The organism is Collimonas sp., from assembly GCF_035566555.1.
In the GTDB taxonomy this organism is placed as follows: Bacteria; Pseudomonadota; Gammaproteobacteria; order Burkholderiales; family Burkholderiaceae_D; genus Collimonas.
On record NZ_DATMRB010000174.1, the window covers coordinates 14595 to 41039 of the forward strand.

Consider the following 26445-nt stretch of genomic DNA (forward strand, 5'->3'; position numbering starts at 1 on the left):
CATGGATTCCAGTAACCTCAACAAACAAGACAGCGCGCAGCCTTTGTTGCGCGTGCGTGACCTGCGCGTGAGTTTCCGCAGCGATAAAAAGACCATGGTGGAAACCGTCAAGGGCATTTCCTTCGACATTCCGCACAACAGGACAGTGGCCCTGGTGGGCGAATCCGGCAGCGGCAAATCGGTCAGTTCGCTGGCCGTGATGGGCCTCCTGCCGAAGGACAATTCCAGCATCGCCCCCACCAGCGTGATCGAGTTCGAAGGCCGCAACCTGCTAGCGATGTCGCCGGACGAGCGGCGCGACATGTGCGGCAAGGAAATCTCGATGATTTTCCAGGAGCCGATGACCTCGCTCAATCCGGTCTTCACGGTCGGTTTCCAGATCGCCGAAGTACTGCAGCTGCACATGGGCATGAACGCCAAGCAGGCCCGCGCGCGCGCCATCGCCCTGCTGGAGGAAGTGGGCATTCCTTCGCCGGCCACCAAGATCGACGCTTATCCAAGCCAGATGTCGGGCGGCCAGCAGCAACGCGTGATGATCGCCATGGCGATCGCCTGCGAACCGAAGCTGCTGATTGCCGATGAACCGACCACTGCACTCGACGTCACTATCCAGAAGCAGATCATCGACCTCATCGAAGCGCTGCGCAAGCGTCACAAGATGTCGGTGCTGTTCATCACCCATGACCTGGCGCTGGTGGGTGAAATCGCCGACGAAGTGATCGTCATGCGGCATGGCGAAGTACGTGAAAAGGGCGACGTGCGGCAAATCTTTGAAGCGCCGCAGGATCCTTACACCAAGGCGCTGCTGATGTGCCGTCCTTCACTCGACACCCGTCCGTGGCGCTTGCCGGTCATCAGCGACTATATGAACAACGGCGTGAACGGCAACAACGGCGCCGAGCTCGACCTGCGCGAACGCACCCGTGGCTGCAGCGGCCAGGAAGAGACCTTGCTGGACGTGCGCAACCTGGGCAAGAGCTTCTATTTCCGCGAAGGCCTGTTCGGCCGCAAGGAATTCAAGGCGGTGCAGGATGTCTCCTTCAAGCTGGCGCGCGGCAAGACCCTTGGCGTGGTGGGCGAATCCGGTTCCGGCAAGACCACGGTCGGCCTGACCCTGATGCGCTTGCACCAGGCTACCGCCGGTCAGGCGCTGTTCGAAGGCAAGGACATCATCGGCATGTCCAACAAGGATTTCATGGCCTACAAGCGCCGCATCCAGATCATCTTCCAGAACCCGTACGCCTCGCTCAATCCGCGCTTCACCATCGGCCAGATCCTGCTGGAACCGATGCGCATCCACCAGATCGGCAGCGACGACAACGAGCGCACCGAAATGGCCATGCAGCTGCTGCAGAAAGTCGGTTTGCCGCAGCAGGCCTATCACCGCTACCCGCATGAATTCTCCGGCGGCCAGCGGCAGCGGATCGCGATTGCGCGCTGCCTGACCCTGCGTCCGGAAATCCTGGTGTGCGACGAGTCGGTGTCGGCGCTGGACGTGTCGGTGCAGGCGCAGGTGCTGAACCTGCTGCAAGACCTGCAGGAAGAATTCGGCATGAGCTACATCTTCATCTCGCACGATCTGTCGGTAGTGAAATACCTGGCCGACCAGGTGATGGTGATGCATCAGGGTAAAGTAGTGGAACTGGCCAACTCGGACGAGCTCTATCACAATCCGACGCATGCCTACACGCGTCAGTTGCTGAGCGCGATTCCACGCGGCCTGCAGAACTAAGTAAGCTAGCCGGTCTCTCATCGAGACCTTAAGCGGGGTGCGAGCGGCGCTGCAAGGCGCGGTTTGCACCCCGTTCCCGTTTACGGCCATGGATGGATTGATTGACGCGGCGATTCTTTCGTTATAGCGTGCCAGCACCAGCAACCGGAATGGATATTTCCCTCCATGTACAAACTCAAGCTCAAGACAGAAACCGTCGTCGTGGCCGCCGACCTGATCGGCACCCTGGTGTTCGCCATCGAAGGCGCACTGAGCGCGATGCGCGGCGGTCTCGACCTGCTGGGAGTGATGGTGATTTCATTCGTCGCCGCCCTGGGCGGCGGCGTCATCCGCGACCTGCTGATAGGCGCCACGCCGCCCAATGCGATCCGTGACTGGCGCTATCCGGTGCTGACTTTCCTGGCCGGCTTCTTTACTTTCATTTTTCATTCAACGGTGCAGGCATTTCCGCCGGCCTGGATGCTGGTGCTGGACGCCGCCGGCCTGGCGCTGTTTGCCGTCGCCGGGGTCGAAAAAGCCATCCTGTTCGGCATCCGGCCGTTCATCGCCATGCTGATGGGAACCGTCACCGCAGTCGGCGGCGGTGTAGTGCGCGATATCCTGCTGTCACGCGTGCCGGCGGTGCTGCAAGTGGATATCTACGCCACGGCAGCCTTTTTTGGCGCGTTCGTGGTGCTGGCTGCGCGCCGCCTCGGCTTGTCGCCTGGCGCTGCGGCGTGCGTTGGCGGAGCGGCTTGCTTTACGCTGCGCCTGGTGGCGGTATCGCGCGGCTGGCATCTGCCGCGCGCCTAGCTGACAGACAGGCGCTCAGCCGGCGGTTGCGCTGCCGACTTTGCGCACCAGCGTATCCGATGGTCCCAGCAGATGGCCGTCGCGTGAGCGCAATTCCATTTTGAGGATCGGCTTGCCGCTGGCGCTCTCGACCATGCGCGAGTGCGCTTCGCCATTGCCGAACAGGTGTTTCTCGCCCCACTGGCGCAAACCCACCACCACCATGAACAGTCCCTCGCCCTTGGCAGTGAGCAGGTACTCCTGATACGCGCTGCCGTCTGAGGCCGGCGCGGCCTCCAGGATACCCTCCGCCACCAGCGTCTGCAGGCGGTCGGCCAGGATATTGCGGGCTACGCCCAGGCTTTTCTGGAATTCGCCGAAACGGCGCATGCCGTCGAAGGTATCGCGGATGATCAATAGCGACCAGCGGTCGCCTACCACATCCAGCGCCCTGGCCACCGGGCAGCTGTCGCCTTTCAAACTCTTTCGCTTGGCCATGCTTGTCCTTTGGAGTATTTTCACGTCCCAACTAGTTGCATTTTAAAACCAGAAACCATAAACTTCAATTGGTTTTAATTTGAAACTAGTTGCAAATAAGGACTTCTCATGCCAGATCACAAATCCCCATTCCCCGCCGGCCAATACGGCGGCCTCGAGTTCAGCATGGCGGAAAACCCGGCCTTCGATCCCATGCCGGTTCCGACGCCCACCCTGAGCACTGGACTGGTGCTGCTGTTTGCCGTCGCCTGCGCCTTCAGCGTGGCGAACGTCTACTACGCACAACCCTTGCTCGATGCCTTGGCGCAGGACTTCGGTTTCAGCCAGGCTAGTGTCGGCATCGTCATCACAGCGACCCAGGTCGGCTGCGCGCTGGCGTTGCTGCTGGTCGTACCGCTGGGAGACTTGATGAACCGGCGTAGCCTGATCGTTGCCCAGCTATGCCTGTTATGTGCAGCCTTGGCTGCGGTCGGCCTGGCGTCCTCGCCGGCCGCCTTGCTGGCGGGCATGCTAGGCACAGGTCTGCTTGGCACCGCCATGACACAAGGCTTGATCGCCTATGCCGCCAGTGCGGCAGCGCCGTCGGAACGCGGCCGCGTGGTGGGGGCGGCGCAAGGTGGTGTGGTAATCGGACTGCTGCTGGCGCGCACCGTGGCAGGTTTTTTAGCCGACTGGTCTGGCTGGCGCGCCGTCTATTTTGCGTCAGCGGCGGCGGCATTGCTGATGCTGCTGGTGTTGTGGCGCGTCCTGCCGGTGCAGGCAGCGCCGGCACAGAGACTTTCTTATTTCAGGTTGATAGCTTCGATGTTTGCCATGCTGGCAACCGAACGGGTGCTGCAAATCCGCGGCTTGCTGGCCATGCTGATGTTTGCTGCTTTCAGCATCTTCTGGACTGCCCTGGTGCTGCCCCTGAGCGCTGCGCCCTACTCCTTCTCGCATAGCGCGATCGGTGCTTTCGGCCTGGTCGGCGTGCTTGGCGCGCTGGCCGCGTCGCGCGCCGGCCGCTGGGCCGATCGCGGGCATGGCCAGCGCACCACCGGCGCGGCGCTGACACTGTTGCTGCTGGCGTGGCTGGCGCTCTGGTTCATGCCTTACAGCCTGTGGGCACTGGTGCTGGGCATCGTCCTGTTGGACATGGGCGGGCAGGCGATCCATGTCACCAACCAGAGCATGATTTTCCAGACCCAGCCGACTGCGCACAGCCGCCTGGTTGCCTGCTACATGCTGTTCTACACTGTCGGCAGCGGCGCCGGCGCAATCCTGTCCACCTGCATGTACGCCGCCGCCGGCTGGAACGGCGTGTGCCTGCTGGGGGCGATCGTCAGCCTGCTGGCGCTGACGTTCTGGAGGCTGACTTTACCTTGCGTCAAGCGGAGTCTCTCTGAATAGCCAGATGGCGATCAGCACGATCCAGATAGCTTGTACCAGAACCAGCAGCCCGAATCCATGTGCATTCATCTGGATATGCCCGCCCAGCACGGCAATCAGCCCGCACAGTCCGAGAATGCCGCCGACGGCACCCAGGACCTTTGTGCTTTTTCCCAAACGTGTCAGCGCTATCGACCATAGGATAAATGCACATGATGCGCCGGCAACATACACTTTCGCCAGCGCCTGGTTGAGCTGAAAATTGTAATGCAGCGCCATCATCAGCAATTGCCGCTTGCTGTCGTCGACGTTGATTGCCTCCTGGGCCAGGCTGGAACCGATCAGGCCGTCAGCCACCGCCGCCAGCATGACGGCTATCGACGCAAAACAATAGACAATGAACGCGCTTAGTCCACTGATGTTGTTCCAGCCGGTGCGGCTGGATATCCCGAAAACACCCAGCAGAGTGACTGGAATGCTTGCCAGGCCGAGTGTATGCGTCACGGTATTGACGTGATTGACGTGCGCGATGGCTTCTGCCGAAGCATGCAGATCGAAGCTGGTCGGGTGGATCGCCATGGTAAGGATAGCGGCCAGCATGCCGATAAACAGGGCTGCCGCATGAATTCGTTGATTCGTCATATTTGCCTTTCCAGCTGAACAAAAGGGAGGATGGGATTGCTTTGCGATAACATAGGAGCCACAAGTATTTCGTCAAAGCCGCGTGACTTCAATGGACAGGTCTACATTTATGTCTGATATCGAACAAAAATCTGCTTCTGTTCAGGAACCCGTGGATTTGCGTTCACGCCGCAGCCGCCACGACATCAATGCTGCCCTCGCCACGCTCTTGCTGCGCCGTTCGTACGACGCCATCCGCGTCAGCGATATTGCAAAAAAGGCAGCCGTCGGCAGAGGCACGTTTTACGCCCATTTCGACAGCAAGGACGAACTGCTCCGTACCCGGCTGGAAGCCGTTCTGGAGCGCCACGTCCTGGTATCGGCGGAGCTGCCGGGACTACTCGATGCAAGCAGCCTGTTCGCTCATCTGCGCGAGCTGCCGCAAATGTACTCGGCACTGATGAACGGCGCAGGTGGTCCGGCGGTGTCGCGCATGGCGCAGGAAATACTGGAGCGAAAGCTAAGCGCCATCCTGGACGCCCGCGAGGAGTTGCCGGCCAGCTTGCACGGACGCTTCATTTCAGCGTCCTTGTTCACGGTATTGGCATGGTGGAGCGAGAATGGCATGCAGCAGACACCCTCGGAAATACAGTCTATTTTTGCAGAGCTTTGTAGCACTGCATTTACAACAAAGGCCCTGTGAACCACCCCTGTTTTTTGCAACAGCCGTATCGAGGATATGCACATGACCCAGTACCTGATTTTCCTGCTCGCCTTTGCCGCCTCGGCAGCGCTGCCCGGACCTGAAATCGCCGCCCTGCTGTCGCGCTCCATCGGCGGCGGCCTGCGCAGCAGCTTGCCGCTGGCGAGCGGAATCATTGCCGGCAAGCTGATCATGCTGAGCGCGGCGCTTATCGGCCTGAGCGCCCTGCTCGCGATTCTGGGGCCGGCTTTCGTCATGCTGAAATATGCGGGCGCCGTCTACCTGGCATGGCTGGGCATCAGGAAATGGCGCAAGGCAGGCAAGGCACTAGCGGCAACCGCCGATGCTCCTGCTGCCAGCATAGGCATCGAGATCGGATTGGGGCTGGCGATGACCATCACCAATCCGCTGGCGATCGCTTTTTACATGGCGCTGCTGCCGGGCGTGGTCAACGTCGGCGGCGTCAGCTGGTCCAGCTACCTGATTCTGTGCGCCATCATCGTCAGCGTGATGCTGGCGATCGTGCTGGCTTACGGCTTGCTGGCCGAACTGGCGCGCAAAATATTCTGTTCTTCTCGCGCCAAGGCCAACCTCGAGCGCGCCTCGGGCGGCATGATGGTCGGTGTTGGCATCGTGTTGGCGACGCGCTGAGAGACAGGCGGCACAGACCATGGGATCGCAAGAAAACCAGGCTGTCTATGCAAAGCGCATGCACAAGGTGCAAGCGCATATCGACCAGCATCTGGACCAGGTCCTGGAACTGGCCATGCTGGCCGAAGTCGCGCATTTCTCTGCGTTTCATTTCCACCGCCTGTTCGCCGCCTGGATGGGCGAAACCTTCGGCGACTACCTGCGCCGGCGCCGGCTTGAGGTGGCCGCATTGCGGCTGATCGCGCAACCGGGTGCGCCGGTGCTGGATATTGCCCTGGCGGTCGGATTCGGCTCCGCGGAGGCATTTGCACGGGCATTCAAAGGCCGTTTCGGCTGCACCGCCACCGAGTGGCGCCAGGGACAAGCTGGCCGCTGGGCCAGCCAGCTGGATGCGATACGCCGCCAGGACGAGGCGCAAAAAAGCAATCCTGGTCAGCCGCTTCGCAAGCAGGATCAAGACGGCCGCGACGACCACGCCGATCATGAGAACTCCCGACCAACCGTTATGGAGATTCCCATGAAAGTCCAAGTGATTCAACGGCCCGAAGTCAAGATCGCCTACCTGCGCTACATCGGCCCCTACGGCCAGCCGATTTCAGAATTCTGGGGCAATGTAGTCAGACCCTGGATGGAAACCAACAACCTGTTCGGCAAGCCGCGCTACGGCATCAGCCACGACGATCCTGGCATCACCAGCGCCGATAAGTGCCGCTACGATGCCTGTGTCGAAGTGCCTGCCGATTTTGTCGCCAGCGGCCCCAGCTTCACCGCCAACATCCCCGGCGGCAGCTACGCCATCACGCGCTACCGCGGCACCGGTCGCGACATCGGCGACAGCTGGACCGGCTTGCTGCGCGACTGGCTGCCGGCCAGCGGCATGCAGCTCGATGCCCGGCCCTGCTTTGAGTACTACCCGACGGACGCCGCCTACGACGCGGAAACCTGCGCCTTCGAATGCGATATCTGCATTCCCGTAGTACCGCTCTGAACCATTGCAGTACCGGCCGCATGCTTCGTCAGCCAACGAAGCATGTGGCCGGCTTTCGGGCCTATACTGCTATCCTGGCAATCCACAACAGTTGCCAGCCATCGCAGGAGATCCGCCCATGTCACCGCAACCGAACATCTCGTCCGTCGCTTTCCTGATTGCCGATCCGGCACGCGCCGCCATGCTGATGGCCCTGGTCAACGGCAGCGCCATGCCGGCCGGCGAACTGGCGCACGCGGCCGGCGTGACCGCGCAAACCGCCAGCGCACACCTAGCGAAGATGCTGCATGGTGGCTTGCTCAGTTGCGAGCAGCAAGGCCGGCATCGCTACTATCGCCTGGCGGATCTCCATGTCGCCGCCGCCATCGAACATCTGGCTGCCATCAGTTCGCTCGATGCCGTCAGGCGCAGGCCCTTGAACCGCGCACAGCGCGACCTGCGTTTTGCCCGCTGCTGCTACGACCACCTGGCAGGACAGCTAGGGGTCGCCGTAACCCAGGCACTGCAACAGCGCCGCTTCATCGCAACGGCTCCGGACAAGCAATTCGAGCTGTCGCCAGCCGGCAGCGCATGGTTTGCCACTATCGGGGTTGATGTCGACGCGCTCAAGCCGACCCGCAACGGGCTTGCCCGCCAATGCCTGGACTGGACCGAACGCAGCCATCATCTGGCCGGGCCGCTGGGCGTGGAACTGCTGAACGCATTGTGTGTTGCGGGATGGCTGCGGCGCACAAAATCGTCGCGCGCGGTGGAAGTCACGCAGAAGGGATGGGCTGGTTTGAAAGCGCAGCTCGATATCGATGAAAACATGGTGACCGCTATTGCCGGCGCTACCCCATAGCAACCCGCTGCACCGCTTCCTGCACGGCTTGCAGCAGCAGTTCCTCCAGGCGATTCACCGCCGGCCCCGCTATCGTCTGCGCGCGATAGAGCGACAAACCGATTGCCGGCAAGCGCGGCAAACCGGCCTCCTGCGGATCGAGGATGCGCAGGCTGGCCGGCATGCCGATCGGCGTCCGCACGGTCAGCCCGAGCCCGGCTGCCGAGGCTGCCCACAGCGCCGACAGGCTGGCGCTGGTGAAGGCATGGCGCCACGGGATGCCGGCAGCATCCAGCGCATTCGAGGCCAGGTCGCGCAGCAAACAAGGCGCATCCAGCAGCACCAGTGAAACCGGCGCACCGGCCGCCGCCAGCCCAGGCTCTTCGGCCTGCAGGTTCCATTCGGCGCCGTTGTGCACCGGACCGATCCAGCACAAGGGCAGATCGGCGACCCGTTCGCCATTCAGCGTCGGCGCGTTGCATTCCCACAGCAAGGCAAGATCGATGCGCCCCATCGTCACGCGTTCGCGCAAGTCGCTGCTGCGGGCGACGCAGACTTCGATCCTGACTTTGGGATGGGCGCGCATGAAGCGTCCCAGCACCGACGACAGCAGCGCCTCGCCGAAATCTTCCTGCAAGCCCAGCCTGACCTCGCCTTCCAGCTCGACCCCGCGCACCGCGCTGGCGGTTTCATCATTCAACTCCAGCAGGCGTCGCGCATAGCCGAGCAGGGTCTGGCCGGCTTCGGTCAGCGCCAGGCCGCGCCCGGCCTTGCGGAAAATCGGCGCGCCGGCCTGTTTTTCCAGCTTTTTCAGCTGAGCGCTCACCGCCGAGGTGGAACGCCCCAGCCGATCGGCCGCCTTGGCAAAGCTGCCGAGGTCGATGCCGGTGGTGAAAGTGCGCAGCACATCCAGGTCAAAGCTGATTTGTCGCATGTTAATCGTCCTGTTTTTCAAAACAATCGATTCAAAACTATCTGATATTCAAAAGTATCGCGCAAAGCGATACTTGCCGCAAGCAGTTAAAAACAAGCGCATTTCCATTGCTCTTATCCCCTTGCCAGCCCCTATCTCACGGGAGAATTTCGATGTCCGACTCTGCAGATTTCACCAATAACCGCCGCCATCGCTGGAAAGTACTGGGCGTCGGCGTGGCAGCCAACGCCAGCTTTTCCGCCGCTTTCAGCGGCATTCCAATTACAGCAGTGTTGATACGCTCAAGTTACCACTTAAGCAACTCAGAGCTGGGCCTGGTGCTGGGCCTGATGGGCTTGGGCATCGCTATCAGCGAATTGCCCTGGGGCCTGCTGACCGACCGCTGGGGCGATCGCCCCGTGCTGCTGACCGGCCTCGCCGCTACCGCCGCCGCGCTGGCATTGATGGCCTTGTTCGTTGCGCCTGTCGCCGGCCACATACCCGCCCTGCCGCTGCTGGCCGCCGGACTGCTGCTGGTCGGCCTGCTGGGCGGCAGCGTCAACGGTTCCAGCGGACGCGCCGTAATGACCTGGTTCGGCGAAAGCGAACGCGGCATGGCTATGAGCATTCGGCAGACCGCCGTGCCGCTGGGCGGCGCCGCCGGCGCCCTGATCCTGCCTGCGCTGGCGGCCCACCTCGGTTTCGCCGCCGTGTATGGTGTACTTGCCCTGTTCTGCCTGGTGACCCTGTTCTTCACCTGGCTGTGGCTGCACGAACCTGCTGCAGCGCCGGCAAACAAGACAACCGGCCATGTCGCCAAGGCAGCGATTGCCGGACCGGCGCCCCTGAAGAATCGCCGGCTGTGGAGCATCGTCGCCGCCATCGGCATCCTGTGCGCGCCACAGTTTGCAATACTGTCCTTCGGCACGGTCTTCCTGCACGATTTCACCCATGCTGGTATCGCCGCCATCACTGCAGCCATGGCGACGCTGCAAGGCGGCGCCATGATCATGCGAGTCTGGAGCGGCCGCTGGACCGACCGCAACCGCAATCGCCGCGAGTACCTGCGCTTTTGCACCATCTCGGTTGCGGTTGCCTTTGCAGCACTTGCCGCGATGGTGACGCTTGCCGGACAGCTGCCTGCCGTCACACCGTTGATGGGAACGCTGCTGCTCGCGATGCTGGTGATTACCGGCATCAGCGTATCTGCCTGGCACGGCGTGGCCTATACCGAACTGGCGACTATTGCCGGCGCCCGCAACGCCGGCACCGCGCTGGGCATGGCGAATACCAGCGTGTTCGTGATGTGCTTCCTGACGCCGCTGGCGCTTCCGCATATCCTGGCGCTGGCCAGCTGGTCGGGCGTGTGGCTGCTGGGAAGCGTGCTGGCCTTGGTGGCGCTGCCGTTCTTTCCTAAGCCCGTGCAAGCGACGATGGTTTGCCAGGCGGCTTAAAGGTTCGTGAAGGCTTTAATTAGCGCTATATTTTTCAAACGGCACGGGCGGCTTGCCCTTGCCGCTTGCAACACTCCGGCTTCCCAGAACCAGCATGCCGCCGTTCGGATCACGACCATTGTTCATGACCCAGTCTTCGCTGACACGTTTGTGGAAAATCCAGTCGCGCAGCTTGGGGTCATAGCGGAAAGTGATGAAATCGGTCCAATGGGAACCGCAGGCGACGCCGTTTTGTATGGTGAAGTAATGATTCTTGATCTCCAGCCCCTCGTAGCCATCCTCAAACGGATCACACTGACCACCTTCGTCAATCGCGAAAATCACATGGTCGTTGCGTTTGGCTAGCGCGTACGTGCCATCGGCATTCTGTATAAACAGCAGGAGCGGACGGCGCGGCGCTTTGCCGGTTTTCTCGGCGATAGTCTTTTCGTCGGTTTTGTGTATGGCGACCAGGAAATCCTCCAGCCTATCGTCATTCAACTCTCCGCTCTTGTAGGAGAGCACGGTGTAGCCGGCGGGAATTTGTCCGGCTATGTTTTTGGGCAGGGACTCAGCTTGGGCTGCAGCACATCCGCCACATAGCAGAGCGCAAAGAAACGTGCTTGCGCAAGCGAGATCGCGGACGCGTAGTGAAATGTGGTGAAGCATGTTGATCCCATGTAAAATGATCGACCTGAATTCATAGGTATGTACGCCTATCTTAACCTCGTGCGATAAACAGTCCATCACCGATTGCAGCCATTGTGATATCCATTCGCGCCTCCCGAGCAACAGACTATCCACGCAGTTTCGACATATGGCACAGCGCCGTTAGAGCCACGCATCATTTTCTTTCCGAAGCGGATTTTCAAGCGCTCTCGATCATCGTCCGGGACCGATATCTGCCCGCGGCCCGGCTTTGGATCGCCGCTGACGATCAGGACAATGCCATGGGATTCATGGGAATCACGGAGCGCAATATCGACACCTTGTTTGTGCACGCCGAAGGACGCGGAAAGGGTTTCGGAAAAGCGCTGGTCCAGCATGCAATTGCATTGTTTACCGACCTGACGATCGATGTTAACGAGCAAAACGCCGAGGCATTCGGATTTTATCTGCACATGGGTTTTGTTCAAGTAGGTAGGTCGGATATCGATAGCGAAGGTCGGCCGTATCCGTTACTACATTTGCGCAGGCAACTAGCAGACCGCTAATCGCCGGGATGCTTCTCAATCCATATGGCTGCTTCCGTACCGAATTGCAGAAAAAATCAGTACCACCAGTTTTTGACCTCGCGCCAAAATTCATCGCCGTACTTCAACGCAAGCACCCCGCACACGAATATGGCAACTACGGCAATTGCTGCTATCAAACCAAAATTCGACAGCATAAATTTAAAGACAATCAACAGAGCAATGAAAACACCCAAGAGTGCACCGCATCCGAAGCGCATTATTTTCTCCGGCTCGCTCAGCACCTCTTCCTCTGTATCCATTCTATTATTTATCAAAGATTCTCTGAGAAATTTACTAATTTCAATAACTGACTAATTTGAAGATCTGCATCTCATTGGCCGCGTGACTTTGACATCAAACTTGACGCCAATGAGTAGAATCTTTCAGCGCAGAGCGCAGTGAACCCTGCGCAGCGGATTAAAGCAGCAACGCGCCCACCAGCCCGCTGACCACCCCCACCAGCACCGTCAACAAACCCACCACCACCAGCACCTTGCCGTCGAAGTCCTTGCGCAGCATCAGCAGCGACGGCAGGCTGACGCTCGGCAGCGTCATCAGCAGCGCCACTGCCGGCGCCATGCCCATGCCGAGCGACAGCATGGTCTGCACGATGGGGATCTCGGCGGCAGTCGGGATCATGAACAGCATGCCCACAATCGCCATCGGCAGCAGCCACAGCAAGCCGCTGCCCATGGCGCCGTCGACGTGCGGAAACAGCCATACGCGCGCCGCGCCCAGCACCAGCACGGCCAGCACGTACACCGGGATGGTGCTCCAGAACAGCTGCCACAGGGTGCGCGCCCAGCGCGCCATGAAATTTTTCTGATCGGGCGCGCTGGCTGCAACCACCGCGTCCAGCGCTGCCTCGGGCATTTGCTCCGGCCGCGAAATGCGCTGAGCGATCAGTGCGACGCCCAGCACCAGTGCCACACCGGCTACCAGCCGCAAGACAACGAAGCCCCAGCCCAGCACGAAACCCATGAATATCAGGGTTGCCGGATTCAATACCGGATTGGCGATCCAGAAGGCCAGCGCCGCACCCACCGAAACCTGCTGGCGGCGCATGCCCGCTACCACCGGCGCGGCGCAGCAGGTGCACATCATGCCCGGCAAGGCGAACAGGCCGCCACGCAAGGCTGAGCCGAAACTGCTGCCGCCGAACATGCGCAGCAGCCAGTCGCGCGGAATCAGCACTTGCAGCAAGGAACCCAGGATCACGCCCAGCACGGCGGCTTTCCAGATGGCCAGGAAATACACTTTGGCGTAGCTCAGGGCGGCGCTGAGCGGTTCGCCCGGGCTGTCATTGAGAATCGAGGCGCCGATGCTGTGCTTGTCGGCGGCGACGAACGATTTCAGGTAATAAGGCGACCATTTGACGTAATACAGACCGATCACGGCCACCAGTACAAACAAGGCGGGTTTCCACCAGAACGACAGGCCTCTTGCGGGCGACGGGGAAGTAAGAGTGCTCATGGCGGAATAATCGATAGTTGAAGATAAAAACGCATGATAACCCAGCAGCACCGCCATACAGCATGGCGCCCGAGATTCTCTGCTGCATGCCTGGCAACTGCCACTCCTGGCCGCTCAGGGGCGGCACAAGGCAGTCACGAATTCCAGGAAGGCGGTGACCTTGGCAGGCGGCAGATGGCGCGAGGGATACAAGGCATACAGCGGGAACAATTCGTCGCGCCAGTCTGGAAACAGCTCGACCAGCCTGCCTTCCTGCAAGGCGCGTTCCACCCCGAGTTCAAATACCTGCGCAATCGCGTGCCCGGCCTCGCACACGCTATACAGGGTGCCGGCGTCGTTGACGGTAAGCCGGCCTTTGCCGGTGAGTATGACGCGTTCGGCGCCGCGATGGAATTCCCAGGCAAACGGACGGCCCGACTCGGGATCGCGGAATTCGATGCGGGCGTGCCGGGCGCCGTCCAGTTCGGCCGGCGTCCGCGGCCGTCCGTGCCGCTGCAGGTAGGCCGGCGCCGCCACCGTCACGACCCGGGTTTCCAGCAGTTTCCTGGCGACCAGCGAGGACGAGGCCGGATGGCCGAAACGTAGCGCCAGGTCGACTCCGTCCGCCACCAGATCGCCCAACTGGTTGCTGGTGAACAGGTCCAGCTGCAGTTCCGGATAGCTGCTCATGAACCGGTCCAGCGCCGGGCCGAGAATCAGGCGTGAAAAGTAGGGATCGATATTTACCCGCAAGCGTCCGCGCACCACCCTGGCGCTGCCGGCGGCGCCATCGGCGGCCTGCTCCAGGCTGGCCAGCAAGGGCGCGATCTCTTGATACAGGCGCCGTCCTTCATCGGTCAGCGTGACCGAGCGCGTGGTACGGTCGAATAGCCGGATACCCAGGCGCTTTTCCAGCCTGGCGATAGCGCGGCTGACGCCGGAAGGCGTCATGTCCAGGCTTTCGGCGGCTTGCACAAAGCTGCCGCCATCTACCACTGCCGACAACACTGCCATACCGCCGACCAGGCGTCCGTCGAAACTCATTAGTGATTCCTCGTCATTTATTCATTGATACTCATGCTATCGGAGAATTAAAGCCAGCGCTGCATAATTCTCGCCAATGCGACAACAGTCGTCTTCAACAGGAGAAATGAAATGTTTGCAATCACAGGTATCAGCGGCAAGGTCGGCGGCGCAGTGGCCCGCGCCCTATTGGCAGAAGGCCATGCGGTACGCGCCGTAGTACGCGATGCCGCCAAGGGCGAACCCTGGGCAAAACAAGGCTGCCAGGTGGCTCTGGCTGAGATGAACGATGCGGCGGCGCTGCAAAGCGCGTTCAGCGGCGTCGACGGCGTATTCATCTTGATGCCGTCGAATTTTGCGCCGTCGCCCGGCTTTCCCGAGGTAAGGCGCATCGTGGCGGCGCTATACCAGGCGCTGGCTGCGGCCAGGCCAGCCAAAGCGGTGTGCCTGTCGACGATCGGCGCGCAGGCGACACAAACCAATCTGCTCACCCAGTTGCAGATCATGGAAACCGAACTGGGCAAGCTGGATCTGCCGCTGACCTTCCTGCGGCCAGCCTGGTTCATGGAGAACGCCTTGTGGGATGTGGCGCCGGCGCGCAACGGCGGCGTGATTCCGAGCTTCCTGCAGCCGCTGGACAAACCGGTGCCGATGATCGCCACTGCCGACGTGGGCAGCGTAGCGGCGGAATTACTGCTGGAACAATGGCAAGGCCGGCGTATCGTTGAACTGGAGGGACCGGAACGGGTCACGCCGCAGCAGATCGCCGCCACCTTTGCCGAACTGCTGGCGCAGCCGGTACGCATGGAGGCCGTGCCGCGCGAGACCTGGCGCGATATTTTCAGCGCCCAGGGCGCGGCCGATCCGGAGCCGCGCATGCGGATGCTGGACGGCTTTAACCAGGGCTGGATCGAATTTGCCGGAACAGCGCGTAAAGGCGAGGTGGCGCTGGCCACGGTGCTAAAGCAATTGCTGGCGGCGCAGGCCGTTTAAGCAGCCTGCTATTTGCCAGGGCAAAAAAAAACCCGCCTGACCTTGCGGTAGCGGGTTGAATCCAAACCTTAGGAGGTGTTGGAGGAGACAGGTGTAACTATATGGCAGTGCAGCATGGATGTCTGCTTTATTATTTGTATAACAGTTATAGATAAATCACATATCTTCCGGAGCTGTCAAATCGGGCCGCGGTCAATGCGCTTGCTCAGGATGATCGAGGTCGAAGTATGCCGTACGCCTTCCATGGCGCCGATCTGGTCCAGCAGGCGGTCCAGCTCGTCGGTCGACTGGCAGCGCAAGGTCAGCATGTAGTCGATCACGCCGCTCACCGCGCACAAGGTCTCGACCTGTGACATTTTTTGCAACTGCTGCACTAAAAGTGGTGCGTTGCGGGAATCGATGGAAATGCCGACATAGGCGCGCACCGCCGGCTGGTACAGCTCCAGGTCGAGGCGCACGCCGTAACCGGCAATCACGCCCTTCTTTTCCATCGCCGCCAGACGCGCGATCGCGGTAGTCCGGGCAATACCGACGCGCTTGGCGACGGTCGCCATGGAAAGGCGGGCATCGTCCATCAGCAAGGCCAGGATTTTGTGGTCGACTTCGTCGAGTTTCTCTCTCATCGCTACAATCCATCTTCAATAGTCGTCAAATTGTATCGTTATTATACATTTTGACGACTATTTACACTCTATTATCTGACTTTGCTTGAATTTAGAATGGTGTCAGCAGAACAGCGGCATTGGCCATAACTAAATAACCAAGAGTGAGCGACGACATGACTACCAAACTGATCCTATTAGGCGCCGGCAAGATCGGCGACGCCATCCTCAACCTGTTGTCGCATACAGGCGACTATATCCTGACCGTGGCCGACCGCGATCCGCAACGTCTGGAATACGTGAAGCAAGCGGGCTTTCCCAACGTCACCACGATCCTGGCGGACATTTCGCACGCCCCTACCGTGACCAAGCTGATCAGCGGCCATGACGTCACCTTGTCGGCCTGCCCTTATTTCCTGACGCCAGTCATCGCAGCGGCAGCCAAGGCTGCCCACTCGCACTACTTCGACCTGACCGAAGATGTCGAGAGCACCCGCTTCGTCAAATCGATCGCCCAGGATTCGACTACCGCTTTCGTGCCGCAATGCGGCCTGGCGCCAGGCTTCATTTCGATCGTCGCCAACGATGTCGCCAACCGCTTTGAAACCCTGCACGACGTCAAGATGCGCGTGGGCGCGCTGCCGACTTTCCCGAGCAACGCACTCAAATACAATCTGACCTGGAGCACCGACGGCCTGATCAACGAGTACTGCAATCCTTGCGAAGCGATTGTCGACGGCACCCTGCGCGAAACTTCGCCGTTGGAAGAGCTGGAGCATTTCTCGCTGGACGGCATCGACTACGAAGCCTTCAATACCTCGGGCGGTCTCGGCACCTTGTGCGAAAGCTGGCAAGGCCGGATCCAGAACCTGGATTACAAGACCGTGCGCTACCCTGGCCATCGCGACATCATCAAGATCCTGGTGCGCGACCTGCAACTGGGCAAGCTGGATCGCCGTCCGATCCTGAAGGAAGTGCTGGAAACTTCGATTCCAATCACCAAGCAAGACGTGGTGCTGACTTTCGTCAGCGTCAGCGGCATGCGCGATGGCCGCCTTGAGCAAGAAACCTATGCCAAGAAGATCTACAGCCAGCATGTCAACGGCCAGTTGCTGTCGGCGATCCAGCTGACTACCGCGGCCGGCATCTGCGCGATGGTGGACCTGGTAGTGACCGGTGTGTTGCCGCAAAGCGGCTTCGTGCGCCAGGAACAAGCGACTTTGTCCGACTTCCTGGGCAACCGCTTCGGCCAGTTCTACGCCAGCCACGCGCCTGGCCACGGCGGCTTTGCACCTGCCAGCAATACCGATTTCAACAAATTGAAAGCGGTTGCTTAAGCTGAGCGCCAGCAAGCCGACAGACAGACAGCATCATGTAAAACGGCCGGTATAGCTCGCGAGAGTTATACCGGCCGTTTTTTTGTCACCCGCAATGGCTTCGGAAAATCAGAAGGACATGCGAGCGCCAAGCGAGAAGACATTGTTGACTACGCCGCCCTTGCCGAACTGCGCATCGTAATTGCCATACCAGCTCCACTTGCGGCTGACCGCGGTAGTGATACCGATACCGGCCCAGCCGCTATTGCGCGCCAGACCGATGCCTTGCACACTAAAGCCGGCAGCCGGCGCGCCGACGAAGGCCGCGTTGAAATCCAGGTTGCCGCTGTTGAAGCCGTGCTGCCAGGCAGCATAAGCTTGCAGGTTGCTGGCGCCGCCGAACCAGTCAAATTTGGTGTCGCCGCGCAAACCCAGTACGCTCGCAGTCTGCTGATAGGTGTTGCTGCCGGCGGTCAGGCCGAAGGCGCTGCCGGCTTCCGTGAAGCCGCCGCGCTTGAGACGGTCGTAGCTGATGCCGGCGAACGGCGTCAGCGTCGCTGTCGGCGACAACTGGCGCACGTAGCCGGTTTCAGCATAGGCCGAAATCATGCTGTCGTTATGCTTGGCGGACAGGCTGTCGGTTTCGCTGCCAAGTAGCGCCGTGCGGTTGATCTTGCTGCTGATGCTGGCGACGCCGGCGCGGCCGGAGACATACACGCCGTCCTTGCTCAGTGCATAGCGGCCATACAGCGACAGGCTGGTGTTCTGGCTGTCGGAAGCGCCGCCGAAGCGGTCGAAACTGGCCTTGCTTTCCGAATAGGACAGTGCGGCGCCGACGATCGCCTTGTCATTCAGATGCGTATCGAAACCGAACTGGCCGCCCCAGGTCGAGGTATCGGCCGAGGAATAGCCGGACTGGCCGAGCTTGCCGGTGGCGCCGATCACGCTAGCCCACAGACCGGCCTTGGCGTCCGACGAAATCGGGCTGCCCAGCAGCGCCAGGCGATTCGACAAATCGCGGTTGATGGCTTGCGACTGCTGGAAAGTCAGGGCCTGCGACGAGGCATAGATCTGGCCGGACAAACTGTCCAATACCTGGCCGGCAGCCGCAATATCCGCCGTGCGCTGGATGGCCGCGGCGCTGCTGAGGAACGCTGCATTATTGCCGCCGGTGTTACCGCTGGCGACCATGGCGTCGGCGGCCTTGAGGCCCTGTTCGACGTTGGCGGCGCTGCTGGTGCGGGTAGGATCGGCAGCAAAGGCTTGCGCAGCAACCGCCTGCACATTGTTGCGCGCGATGGTGAGGTCGACTTCCGTCGGCGTATAGCCCAGCGTCGCGCTCAGGAAAGTGCCCGGATTGAAGGCGGTGCCGTCATGTTCAAACGAAACGTCCTGGAATTGCCCGGTGACGCCATTGGCAGCCGTCAGCACCTTGCCTTTGACGCCGACCTGCTGCGCCACATAGCCGGACGGATCGCTGCTGCCGGCCGGCGTGGTGGCGACCAGGTGCGAATTGCCGAGCGCCGCGTTACCGCCCACCGTCAAGGTCGAGTTGAACTGGTTGGCCAGCACGGCGCTGGCGCTGGCGGTGTAATTGCCGTTGATGGTCATGCCGTTGCCGGTATTGCTGAGACGGCCGTAGTTGAAGACGCTGCCGCCGACCTTGCCGCCGTCGCCGGAGAGCACGCCAGCAGCATCGATGGTCACCGCAGTGGCCACCGCGCCGGTGACATTGAGCGTGCCCTTGAGAATTTCAGTGGCGCCGCTGTAGGTATTATTGCCCGCCAGCGTCAGCGTGCCGGTGCCGTCTTTGAGCAAGCCGCTGTTGCCGCCGATGTCGTTGCCGAAGGTCGAACTGACAGAGTCGAACTTGGCGACGAAATTGCCACCCAGCGTCAATCGTGTATCGAACAGGCCCGGTCCGCTGGCAGCCTTGCTAGCGTTCAGCAAGCCCCAGCCGTAAGTGGCGGTGTCGCCCATGCTGGTGGCAGTCGACAGGATGGTCTGGCGGATCTGGTCAGCGCTCATCCAGGGAAATGTCTGCTGCACCAGCGCTGCCGCGCCAGTAACCGCTGGCGTCGCAAACGAGGTGCCGTAGACGCGGCCGCCGGCCGTCGCCGAGATGAAATCGCCAGGCGCCGCCAGACACCAGTTGGCGGCTTCGCCGCAGCGGTTGGAATAGCTGGAAATCACGCCCGGCGTGGTGTCGCTGCTGCTGTAGCCTTGCGCGCCGCCGACAGCGTTCACCGCCACCACGGTCAGCCAGCCCTTTTGCAGGTCCGGATATAAAGCCGGCAAGCCGGCGGTCAGGCTGGGATGGGCGCTGCCGTCATTGCCGGCAGCCCAGATAAACAGGCTGCCCTGGCTGACGAACGGCTGATAAATATTGTAGAAGGTCGGGCCGTTGCCGCCCGGCGTGGCGATCGAGCCGAAGGCATTCGACTGGTTGAAGATGCGCGCGCCCTTGTTGAACAGATCCTGGTACACCGGGCTGGTGAAAGAAACATTGTCGCCGCCGGTGCCGACCGCGGCCCCCAGCATGCTGACCGCCGGCGCCACGCCGTAAGTGCTGCCGCCCAGCGCTTCCGCCACTTCGCTGCCGTGCGGATTGCCGGCGCCGCCGCTGGCGTAGACGTATTTAGTGAGGCGTCCGGCAAACTCCGGATCGGAGACATTGAAATCGGTGTCGACCACCGCTACCGTCACGCCAGCGCCGGTGATGCCGCGTGCATGCGCTGCATTGGCGTTGCTTGGATCGCTGGGACTGAGGACTGGCGCCGCCGCTGTCGGCGCTGGCGTGGCCGGCGCTGGATTGGTGGACACTGGCTGCTGGGCGCCATCGGGGTTGCTGGAACCACCGCCACCGCCGCCGCAGGCTGCGAGCGTGCTAAGAACGGCTACGGAAACGACTGACAAAGGAAAACGACTGGTATGTTTGCGATTCATGGATCTACTCGATTGAATAACTTGCGGCAAACACGGTCTGGAAAAGTCGTACCTGTCTTACGCTAAATTACGTGGTGAAAATTTGCTTGCAAAGATACCGTTGGCCCATCGCAGATACAATGCAAGGCTGTCATTAAATGCTAAAAAAATGAGCAGTTTCTGTAAATTGTTGTGAAATCGCCGCATGCAAGATCGTCATCTTTAGTAGAAAATAGCAAGTAGTTGTCATTAATTGACTGCAGACTAACAACTAAATACCAAATAAGAAACATTCTTGAATCCAGCGTTTTTCGCTCATCGAAGCAAGCGATCAGAACAAAAAAAAAGCCTGCCTCGCGGCAGACTTTTTATCGACATGCAGCTATCCCTGCGGGAGCGCCATCAGCCCTGCAAAACCTCTTTCCAGGCTTCCGCCTGTCCCAGGAAACGTCCGGCATCCAGCATCTGCAATTGCTCTCCGCGCTGCAAAACAAAAGTAGGAAACCCCTGGCCGCCAACCTGCTTCAGCAGTGCCCGGCTGGCAGTGATGTGGGCCTGGGCGGCAGCGCCGCCGTGAGCCGCAAACGCGCTGTCGAACAGGGCCGCATCAAGACCGATTTCCAGGGCCAGCCCACGTAGCACTGCAGCATCGACGACCCGCAAGCCATTTACATAATGCGCGGTCTGGATCCGCGCCAGCATGGCCAGCCCGAGCCCGCCGCAAGCTTCGGCGGCCAGCACCGCAGTGATCGGCGGATCCGAATCCAGCACCGCGCTCGTGTCCAGCAGCAAACCGTTGAAGTAGCCGTCGCCAAACGGCTGGCCGGTCATCGCTGCAATCCGGTGATCGTGCTGCATCACGTAGTTGCGCAACTGCGCGCTGACCTGCTTGCGGTTGCTGCCGCTCAGCATGCCGCCGCCATGCAATGCGATGGCAAGGCCGTCGACCTCTTGCGCCGCTTTCAGCAAGGGCGCAGCGCCATAGCACCAGCCGCAAAGGGGATCGTAGATGTAATGCAGCACGGTGCCGCCGGCAGCCCCCGTTGCCGCAGCGCCGCCAGCCCCTGCGTCAGCTGCGCCGGGCAGTGCGCAGCTGTCGTCGCTGCAATGATTGCGCTCTACCATTTCATTTCACCTTTGCTGACCTTGGCGCCCAGTTCCAGGGAAGAGACGCCGTCCAGGTTCGGGTAATGCTTCTTCATCGCTTCGATCAGGGCTGCGGAATCCTTGGCCTTGGCGGTCTCGGCTTCATAGGTTTTCAGATAGTCCTTGGTGAAGCGCACCGATGCGATGTTCTGCGGCGCACCGGCGCTGAAATGGCCTGGCACCACGACTTGCGGATGCAGGGCGCTGATCTGGTCGAGCATCTTGATCCATTGCTGGCGCGCGGCCAGGGTCTGGGTATCGGCCGTCCACACATGCTCATTGCCGACCACCAGCACGCCGCCCACCACGGCTTTCAGCGATGGAATCCAGACGAAAGTGCGGTCCGGGCTGGCGCCGTCGAGGCCGATGACTTCCAGCTTGCGGCCTTCCAGGGTCAGCGTGTTGCCTTCCAGCGGTTCCGGCACGATCAGCTGCTTAGGTGCATTGGCGCCCAGCTTGGGACCCCAGAACGCCAGCTTGCCATCCATGGTGGCCTTGATGTGGGCGACCACCGGCGCCGGCGCCACGACCTTGGCGTCTGGATAAGCTGCCGTCAGTACTTCCAGGCCAAAGTAGTAATCGGGATCGCCGTGGCTGATGTAGATGGTGGTCAGTTTCTTGCCGCTATCCTGGACCTTCTTCAGCAGTTGCCCGGCGCTGGCGCGGTCGAACTGGGCATCGATGACGATGGCGTCAGTCTTGCCGGTTATCAATTCGGACGACACCGGGAAAATGCCGCTGGCGCCAGGATTGTAGACTTCCAGCTTAAGCGCTTGCGGCGCTGCGCTGGCGGCGGCAGCTATCATCAGGCCGGCGGCAGCTGCCAGCAGCGAACGGAATACAGTAGGTTTGAACATCGATATCTCCTGAGTGCGGTGAAAGAACCATCATCATAGTTGCCAAAAACGATGCAAAAAACCCTAAAATGATGCATAGTTTGTTGCATGAATCGATCTAATTGAATACATAGACAAGAATAGCCATGGACAGACTGATCGCGATGCAAGTCTTTGTCGAGGTTGCCGACCAGGGTAGCCTGACCGCTGCCGCCGACAGGCTCGACATGTCGCGCGCCATGGTGTCGCGCTACCTGGCCGAGCTGGAGCAATGGGTGGGCGCCCGCCTGCTGCACCGGACCACCCGCAAGCTCAGCCTGACCTCGGCCGGCAGCGACACCTTGCCGCGCTGCAGACAAATGCTGGACATGGCGGGCGACATCCAATCCTCGGCCGCAGCCTCTGAGAACACGCCGCGAGGGACCTTGCGCCTGACCTTCAGCATGTCGATGGGACAGACTTATCTGGTGCCGCTGCTGACCCGCTTCCTCAAGCGCTATCCTGGCACCGCGATCGACATGCTGATGGTGGACCGTACCGTCAACCTGATCGAAGAGCGGATCGACCTAGCGATCCGCATCACCAATGCGCTCGACCCCAACCTGATCGCACGCAAGCTGGCGGTGTGCCATTCGGTGGTGGTGGCGGCGCCGTCCTATCTGCAAGAACACGGTACGCCGAAGACCATCGAAGACCTGGCCCTGCACAACTGCCTGACCTATTCCTACTTCGGTAAAAGCCTGTGGGAGTTCGAGAAGGATGGCGTGCCGCTCGCGGTGCCGGTGGGCGGCAACATGAGCGCCAACGAATCGTCGGTATTGCTGGAAGCGGCGGCGTGCGGCGCCGGGATCGCACTGCAACCGTTGCACGCCGCCTCAGGATTGCTGCATAGTGGTAGACTACGGGCGCTGCTCGGCGAATATCGCCCGCGCGAATTGAGCATTTACGGCGTCTATGCTTCGCGCCGTCAAATGCCTGCCATCTTGCGCGCCATGCTCGATTTTCTGGTCGAGGAATTCAGCGCAGACTCCGGCTGGGAAGCGCCGGTCCATTGATTACGTCATTTCTTCAGGCGATTGCGCCAGACAACCTCACCCGCTGACGCCATGTGCGGCTTTGCCGCCCTCGCCGGATCAGCACCCTGTACCTAATCGCAAGCCGGCCACCGCAGCCCGGCGCGATGCCCGATCTCTGGCTCTATAGCTTCACCCCGTCTTTACCAAGCGAATCAAACAATGCAAAAAATTTCTACGCTTACCCGCAACACGCTGATGTTCCCGCTGGCCCTGGTCCTGTTCGAATTTTCGGTGTACATCGCCAACGACATGATCCAGCCCGGCATGCTGACGGTAACCCGCGAATTCGGCGCCAGCGCGGCCTGGATGGCCTCCGCCATGACCGCCTTCCTGGTCGGCGGCGCGATCTTCCAATGGCTGTTCGGGCCGCTCTCGGACCGTATCGGCCGCCGCCCTGTCATGCTGGGCGGCACCCTGTTTTTCATCGTGGCTTGCCTGGCGACGCTGTTTTCGCGCAGCATCGAAAGCTTCATTGTCTTGCGTGTGTTGCAAGGCATGGGCCTGTGCTTCATCTCTTCCGTCGGCTATGCCGTGGTGCAGGAGGCGTTTGAGGAAAAGGCGGCGATCCGGGTCACTGCGCTGATGGCCAATGTGGCGTTGATCGCGCCATTGATTGGTCCGGTGGCCGGGGCCTTCATGATTGAACTGCTGCCGTGGCGCATGGTGTTCGTGTTCATCGCCGCGATCGCTACCATTGCCTTGATCGGCCTGGCGCGGCACATGCCGGAAACCGTCAAGCCGCGCAAGGAAAAACTGCCGCTGGTGCAGATCTGGCACGACTACCGCGAAGTGGTCGGCAACCGCCATTTCGTCAAGGCGGCGATGTGCATGCCCTTGCTGGCGATTCCGCTGATCGGCTGGATCGCGATGTCGCCGGAAATCCTGGTGGCCGACGGCCATCTGAGCGTGATCGAATACGGCTACTGGCAGATTCCGGTGTTCGCCTGCCTGATCGCCGGCAACCTGCTGCTGGCGCGCCAGGTCGACCGCTGGCGCCTGGGCAGTTCAATCAAGATCGCGCTCTACCCGATCGCACTCGGCATCCTGATCATGCTGCTCGGCGCGGCTTTCCTCGACAAGCCTTATTTCCTGGTGGCGGCAATCAGCGTGATTGCCTTCGGCGAAGGCTTGTCGGCGGCAGTGATGATCCGCTTCACCCTGACCGAAAGTCCGGTCTCGAAAGCGACCGTGGCCGCCACCATGGGCATGATCAACATGACCCTGTATGGCGTCGGCATCGAACTGTACAAGGTGTTTTATCTATATGCAGGAATGATGGGTTTTGCGCTGTTCTCGACCGCTGTCATCGGCTTGTACTGGTACCTGTCGCGCAGCGTGGTGGCGCGCGCCATGCAGGCGCGGGTGACCGGCCATGAAGAGAAAGAAACGGGACCGCTGATCTGAGCAGATTGCCGGAAGCGCAACGCCTGCGCTTCCGGCGCCGGCCCCGGCCGGCGTCCGCGTATAGAGACAGCTTTACTCGCTGCGTTTCTGGCTGATGATGCTCATGAATTCGCGCCGTGTCGACGGATCGTCGCGGAACGCGCCCAGCATGCGGCTGGTCACCAGGCTGGTGCCTGGCTTATGAATGCCACGCGTGGTCATGCACCCATGCGATGCCTCGATCACTACCGCCACGCCCTTCGGCAGCAAGACCTGCTGCAGGGTATCGGCGATCTGCACGGTCATTTTTTCCTGGATCTGCAGACGCTTCGCATAGATATCCACCAGGCGCGCCAGCTTCGAAATCCCCACCACGCGCCGGTCCGGCAGATAGGCCACGTGCGCCTTGCCGATGATAGGCGCCATGTGATGTTCGCAATGGCTTTCAAAACGGATGTTGGTCAACACCACCATCTCGTCATAGCCTTCCACTTCCGAAAACGTGGTCGACAGGATCTCGACCGGATCCTTGCTGTAGCCGGCAAAGAACTCTTCGTAAGCGCGCGCCACGCGCGCCGGTGTGTCCAGCAGGCCTTCGCGGTCGGGATCGTCGCCGGCCCAGCGCAGCAAAGTACGAATCGCCGACTCCGCCTCGGCCCGGCTTGGACGTTCCGGCAAGGTGCTAGCCGCCGTCGCCGGCAATGAATCTTTTGAGGTCATCTGCTTACCTTTTCTAAAATAATTTTTACTTGCCGCTGTGCAGCCGCACACTTATGCTGAATCAATGCGGTCAAGCGCCGCGGCCAATGCCGACAGTGTAATTCAGCTATCGCATTAGTGCATTCGATTAGTCAAAACATGTCGTTTGCGCGACGCAACATCGAAACCTGGCGCAGTAATACCCGGTTATTACCTGCACAAGTTTTCATGGTCCCATACTCGACCTTCCCTGCCCCACCAACCTCACTGAAAGAACCATCATGAGCGCAAAGAAAATCCTGATCCTGGCCGGCGACTACGTTGAAGATTATGAACTGATGGTGCCGTTCCAGGCCTTGCAGATGGTCGGCCACCAGGTCGACGTGGTGTGTCCGGACAAAGCCGCCGGCGCCCAGATCCGCACCGCCATCCATGACTTTGAAGGCGACCAGACCTATAGCGAAAAGCCCGGCCACAATTTCACCTTGAATGCGGCGTTCAGCGACGTCGACGTCAGCCGCTACGACGCCTTGCTGATCCCCGGCGGCCGCGCCCCGGAATACCTGCGCCTGAATCCGCGCGTGATCGAAATCGTCCAGCAGTTCCACGCCGCCGACAAGCCGATCGCCGCGGTCTGCCATGGCCCGCAATTGCTGGCGGCGGCCGGCGTGCTGGAAGGTAAAACCTGCTCGGCCTATCCCGCCTGCGCACCGGAAGTCAAGCTGGCCGGCGGCAAGTATGCCGAAATCGATGTCACGGCGGCGCATCGCGACGGCAATCTGGTGACCGCGCCGGCATGGCCTGCACATCCGGCCTGGCTGGCGCTGTTCCTGGCTGCATTGGGGACCCGCATCGAGTTATGATAGCCAGCGTGCGGCTGCCTGTGCGGCCGCACTTTTACCAGCATGCACAACCGCAAGAAACGAGGCGTCCGATGTGTCAGATTTATGCCCAGGCCGATCCCATACTGTATGAGTCCCGCGCCCGCTCGGTGCGCATCATGGGCGTCATCACCACCATCAAGCTGGAAAACCTGTTCTGGCAAACCCTGGCGGAACTGGCGGCGGATAACGACCTGACCACCAACCAGCTGATCGCCAAGCTGCACGACGAAGTCACTACCCATCTGGGCGAAGCCAGCAACTTTTCATCGTTTTTGCGCGTCACCTGCCTGCGTTACCAGAGCCTGAAAACCCACGCCGGGTTTGCAACTACGGCAGCCACGGCGGCGACCAAAGTCAGCGCCTCAGCCTAAAGGCCC

General features: G+C 60.8%; 27 protein-coding genes. 15 read left to right on the forward strand and 12 right to left on the reverse strand.

Going from position 1 to position 26445, the window contains the following annotated elements:
* The first annotated feature begins 1 nt into the window (after position 1).
* Positions 2-1732 (forward strand): ABC transporter ATP-binding protein, encoded by a 1731-nt coding sequence (locus VNZ65_RS21745; protein WP_325672771.1) that lies wholly within the window; start codon positions 2-4, stop codon positions 1730-1732.
* A 165-nt stretch (positions 1733-1897) separates the two neighbouring features.
* On the forward strand, positions 1898-2524 hold the full coding sequence (locus VNZ65_RS21750) for a trimeric intracellular cation channel family protein (RefSeq protein ID WP_325672773.1): 627 nt from the start codon (positions 1898-1900) through the stop codon (positions 2522-2524).
* A 15-nt stretch (positions 2525-2539) separates the two neighbouring features.
* Here the strand turns inward: VNZ65_RS21750 and VNZ65_RS21755 are convergent, their stop codons facing one another.
* Positions 2540-3001, reverse strand: coding sequence for a helix-turn-helix domain-containing protein (locus VNZ65_RS21755; RefSeq protein WP_325672775.1), 462 nt, complete (start codon positions 2999-3001; stop codon positions 2540-2542).
* Positions 3002-3193: 192 nt separating this feature from the next.
* Here VNZ65_RS21755 and VNZ65_RS21760 point away from each other — a divergent pair, with 192 nt between their 5' ends.
* Positions 3194-4390: an MFS transporter gene (locus VNZ65_RS21760; protein ID WP_325672939.1), complete on the forward strand. Its 1197-nt coding sequence runs from the start codon at positions 3194-3196 to the stop codon at positions 4388-4390.
* On the opposite strand, the gene VNZ65_RS21765 is transcribed toward VNZ65_RS21760, so the two are convergent.
* On the reverse strand, positions 4358-5011 hold the full coding sequence (locus VNZ65_RS21765; protein WP_325672777.1) for a hypothetical protein: 654 nt from the start codon (positions 5009-5011) through the stop codon (positions 4358-4360). The genes VNZ65_RS21760 and VNZ65_RS21765 overlap by 33 nt on opposite strands.
* A 151-nt stretch (positions 5012-5162) precedes the next feature.
* On the opposite strand from VNZ65_RS21765, the gene VNZ65_RS21770 reads away from it, so the two are divergent.
* The 4 genes from VNZ65_RS21770 to VNZ65_RS21785 all read left to right on the forward strand — a co-directional run bounded on the left by VNZ65_RS21770 (position 5163) and on the right by VNZ65_RS21785 (position 8173).
* A complete protein-coding gene (locus VNZ65_RS21770; RefSeq protein ID WP_325672779.1) occupies positions 5163-5693 on the forward strand; it encodes a helix-turn-helix domain-containing protein in 531 nt (176 codons plus the stop codon).
* A 42-nt stretch (positions 5694-5735) separates the two neighbouring features.
* Positions 5736-6344 (forward strand): LysE family translocator, encoded by a 609-nt coding sequence (locus VNZ65_RS21775; protein WP_325672781.1) that lies wholly within the window; start codon positions 5736-5738, stop codon positions 6342-6344.
* A gap of 19 nt (positions 6345-6363) precedes the next feature.
* Positions 6364-7332, forward strand: coding sequence for an AraC family transcriptional regulator (locus VNZ65_RS21780; protein ID WP_325672783.1), 969 nt, complete (start codon positions 6364-6366; stop codon positions 7330-7332).
* Between the two features lie 118 nt (positions 7333-7450).
* The gene (locus VNZ65_RS21785; RefSeq protein WP_325672785.1) at positions 7451-8173 is read left to right on the forward strand and encodes a helix-turn-helix transcriptional regulator; all 723 of its coding nucleotides are present in this window, start codon (positions 7451-7453) and stop codon (positions 8171-8173) included.
* Here the strand turns inward: VNZ65_RS21785 and VNZ65_RS21790 are convergent.
* The gene (locus VNZ65_RS21790; protein ID WP_325672787.1) at positions 8163-9086 is read right to left on the reverse strand and encodes a LysR substrate-binding domain-containing protein; all 924 of its coding nucleotides are present in this window, start codon (positions 9084-9086) and stop codon (positions 8163-8165) included. The two genes, VNZ65_RS21785 and VNZ65_RS21790, sit on opposite strands and share 11 nt — an antisense overlap.
* A 152-nt stretch (positions 9087-9238) precedes the next feature.
* On the opposite strand from VNZ65_RS21790, the gene VNZ65_RS21795 reads away from it, so the two are divergent.
* On the forward strand, positions 9239-10519 hold the full coding sequence (locus VNZ65_RS21795; RefSeq protein WP_325672789.1) for an MFS transporter: 1281 nt from the start codon (positions 9239-9241) through the stop codon (positions 10517-10519).
* Positions 10520-10534: 15 nt separating this feature from the next.
* Here the strand turns inward: VNZ65_RS21795 and VNZ65_RS21800 are convergent, their stop codons facing one another.
* The gene (locus VNZ65_RS21800) at positions 10535-11167 is read right to left on the reverse strand and encodes a hypothetical protein (protein WP_325672791.1); all 633 of its coding nucleotides are present in this window, start codon (positions 11165-11167) and stop codon (positions 10535-10537) included.
* Positions 11168-11262: 95 nt separating this feature from the next.
* On the opposite strand from VNZ65_RS21800, the gene VNZ65_RS21805 reads away from it, so the two are divergent.
* The gene (locus tag VNZ65_RS21805) at positions 11263-11712 is read left to right on the forward strand and encodes an acetyltransferase (RefSeq protein ID WP_325672793.1); all 450 of its coding nucleotides are present in this window, start codon (positions 11263-11265) and stop codon (positions 11710-11712) included.
* A 56-nt stretch (positions 11713-11768) separates the two neighbouring features.
* Here VNZ65_RS21805 and VNZ65_RS21810 read toward each other — a convergent pair whose 3' ends face one another.
* From VNZ65_RS21810 to VNZ65_RS21820, 3 genes are all read right to left on the reverse strand, one after another.
* A complete protein-coding gene (locus VNZ65_RS21810; protein WP_325672795.1) occupies positions 11769-11993 on the reverse strand; it encodes a hypothetical protein in 225 nt (74 codons plus the stop codon).
* A 157-nt stretch (positions 11994-12150) separates the two neighbouring features.
* On the reverse strand, positions 12151-13206 hold the full coding sequence (locus tag VNZ65_RS21815) for a permease (RefSeq protein ID WP_325672797.1): 1056 nt from the start codon (positions 13204-13206) through the stop codon (positions 12151-12153).
* A gap of 114 nt (positions 13207-13320) precedes the next feature.
* The gene (locus tag VNZ65_RS21820) at positions 13321-14229 is read right to left on the reverse strand and encodes a LysR family transcriptional regulator (RefSeq protein WP_325672799.1); all 909 of its coding nucleotides are present in this window, start codon (positions 14227-14229) and stop codon (positions 13321-13323) included.
* Positions 14230-14340: 111 nt separating this feature from the next.
* On the opposite strand from VNZ65_RS21820, the gene VNZ65_RS21825 reads away from it, so the two are divergent.
* Positions 14341-15201 carry an NmrA family NAD(P)-binding protein gene (locus VNZ65_RS21825; RefSeq protein WP_325672801.1) on the forward strand — a complete coding sequence of 287 codons (861 nt, stop codon included), beginning with the start codon at positions 14341-14343 and terminating at the stop codon, positions 15199-15201.
* Between the two features lie 176 nt (positions 15202-15377).
* Here the strand turns inward: VNZ65_RS21825 and VNZ65_RS21830 are convergent, their stop codons facing one another.
* Complete coding sequence (locus VNZ65_RS21830; RefSeq protein ID WP_061938265.1) at positions 15378-15824, reverse strand: Lrp/AsnC family transcriptional regulator; 447 nt, start codon at positions 15822-15824, stop codon at positions 15378-15380.
* 155 nt (positions 15825-15979) lie between these two features.
* Between VNZ65_RS21830 and VNZ65_RS21835 the strand changes: the two genes are divergently transcribed.
* A complete protein-coding gene (locus VNZ65_RS21835) occupies positions 15980-17140 on the forward strand; it encodes a saccharopine dehydrogenase family protein (protein ID WP_325672804.1) in 1161 nt (386 codons plus the stop codon).
* Between the two features lie 108 nt (positions 17141-17248).
* Here VNZ65_RS21835 and VNZ65_RS21840 read toward each other — a convergent pair whose 3' ends face one another.
* The 3 genes from VNZ65_RS21840 to VNZ65_RS21850 all read right to left on the reverse strand — a co-directional run bounded on the left by VNZ65_RS21840 (position 17249) and on the right by VNZ65_RS21850 (position 22047).
* Positions 17249-20065 (reverse strand): autotransporter domain-containing protein, encoded by a 2817-nt coding sequence (locus VNZ65_RS21840; RefSeq protein ID WP_325672806.1) that lies wholly within the window; start codon positions 20063-20065, stop codon positions 17249-17251.
* Between the two features lie 381 nt (positions 20066-20446).
* A complete protein-coding gene (locus VNZ65_RS21845; RefSeq protein ID WP_325672808.1) occupies positions 20447-21169 on the reverse strand; it encodes a DsbA family protein in 723 nt (240 codons plus the stop codon).
* On the reverse strand, positions 21163-22047 hold the full coding sequence (locus VNZ65_RS21850) for an MBL fold metallo-hydrolase (protein ID WP_325672810.1): 885 nt from the start codon (positions 22045-22047) through the stop codon (positions 21163-21165). The genes VNZ65_RS21845 and VNZ65_RS21850 overlap by 7 nt, the downstream gene beginning before the upstream one ends.
* 125 nt (positions 22048-22172) lie before the next feature.
* Between VNZ65_RS21850 and VNZ65_RS21855 the strand changes: the two genes are divergently transcribed.
* Positions 22173-23081, forward strand: coding sequence for a LysR family transcriptional regulator (locus tag VNZ65_RS21855; RefSeq protein ID WP_325672812.1), 909 nt, complete (start codon positions 22173-22175; stop codon positions 23079-23081).
* A 180-nt stretch (positions 23082-23261) separates the two neighbouring features.
* Complete coding sequence (locus VNZ65_RS21860) at positions 23262-24506, forward strand: MFS transporter (protein WP_325672814.1); 1245 nt, start codon at positions 23262-23264, stop codon at positions 24504-24506.
* A 72-nt stretch (positions 24507-24578) separates the two neighbouring features.
* Here the strand turns inward: VNZ65_RS21860 and folE are convergent, their stop codons facing one another.
* Positions 24579-25205 (reverse strand): GTP cyclohydrolase I FolE, encoded by a 627-nt coding sequence (gene folE / locus VNZ65_RS21865; RefSeq protein WP_325672816.1) that lies wholly within the window; start codon positions 25203-25205, stop codon positions 24579-24581.
* 260 nt (positions 25206-25465) lie between these two features.
* On the opposite strand from folE, the gene VNZ65_RS21870 reads away from it, so the two are divergent.
* Complete coding sequence (locus VNZ65_RS21870) at positions 25466-26047, forward strand: DJ-1/PfpI family protein (protein ID WP_092416454.1); 582 nt, start codon at positions 25466-25468, stop codon at positions 26045-26047.
* A gap of 71 nt (positions 26048-26118) precedes the next feature.
* On the forward strand, positions 26119-26439 hold the full coding sequence (locus VNZ65_RS21875) for a ribbon-helix-helix domain-containing protein (protein WP_325672820.1): 321 nt from the start codon (positions 26119-26121) through the stop codon (positions 26437-26439).
* The last annotated feature ends 6 nt before the right edge of the window (positions 26440-26445 follow it).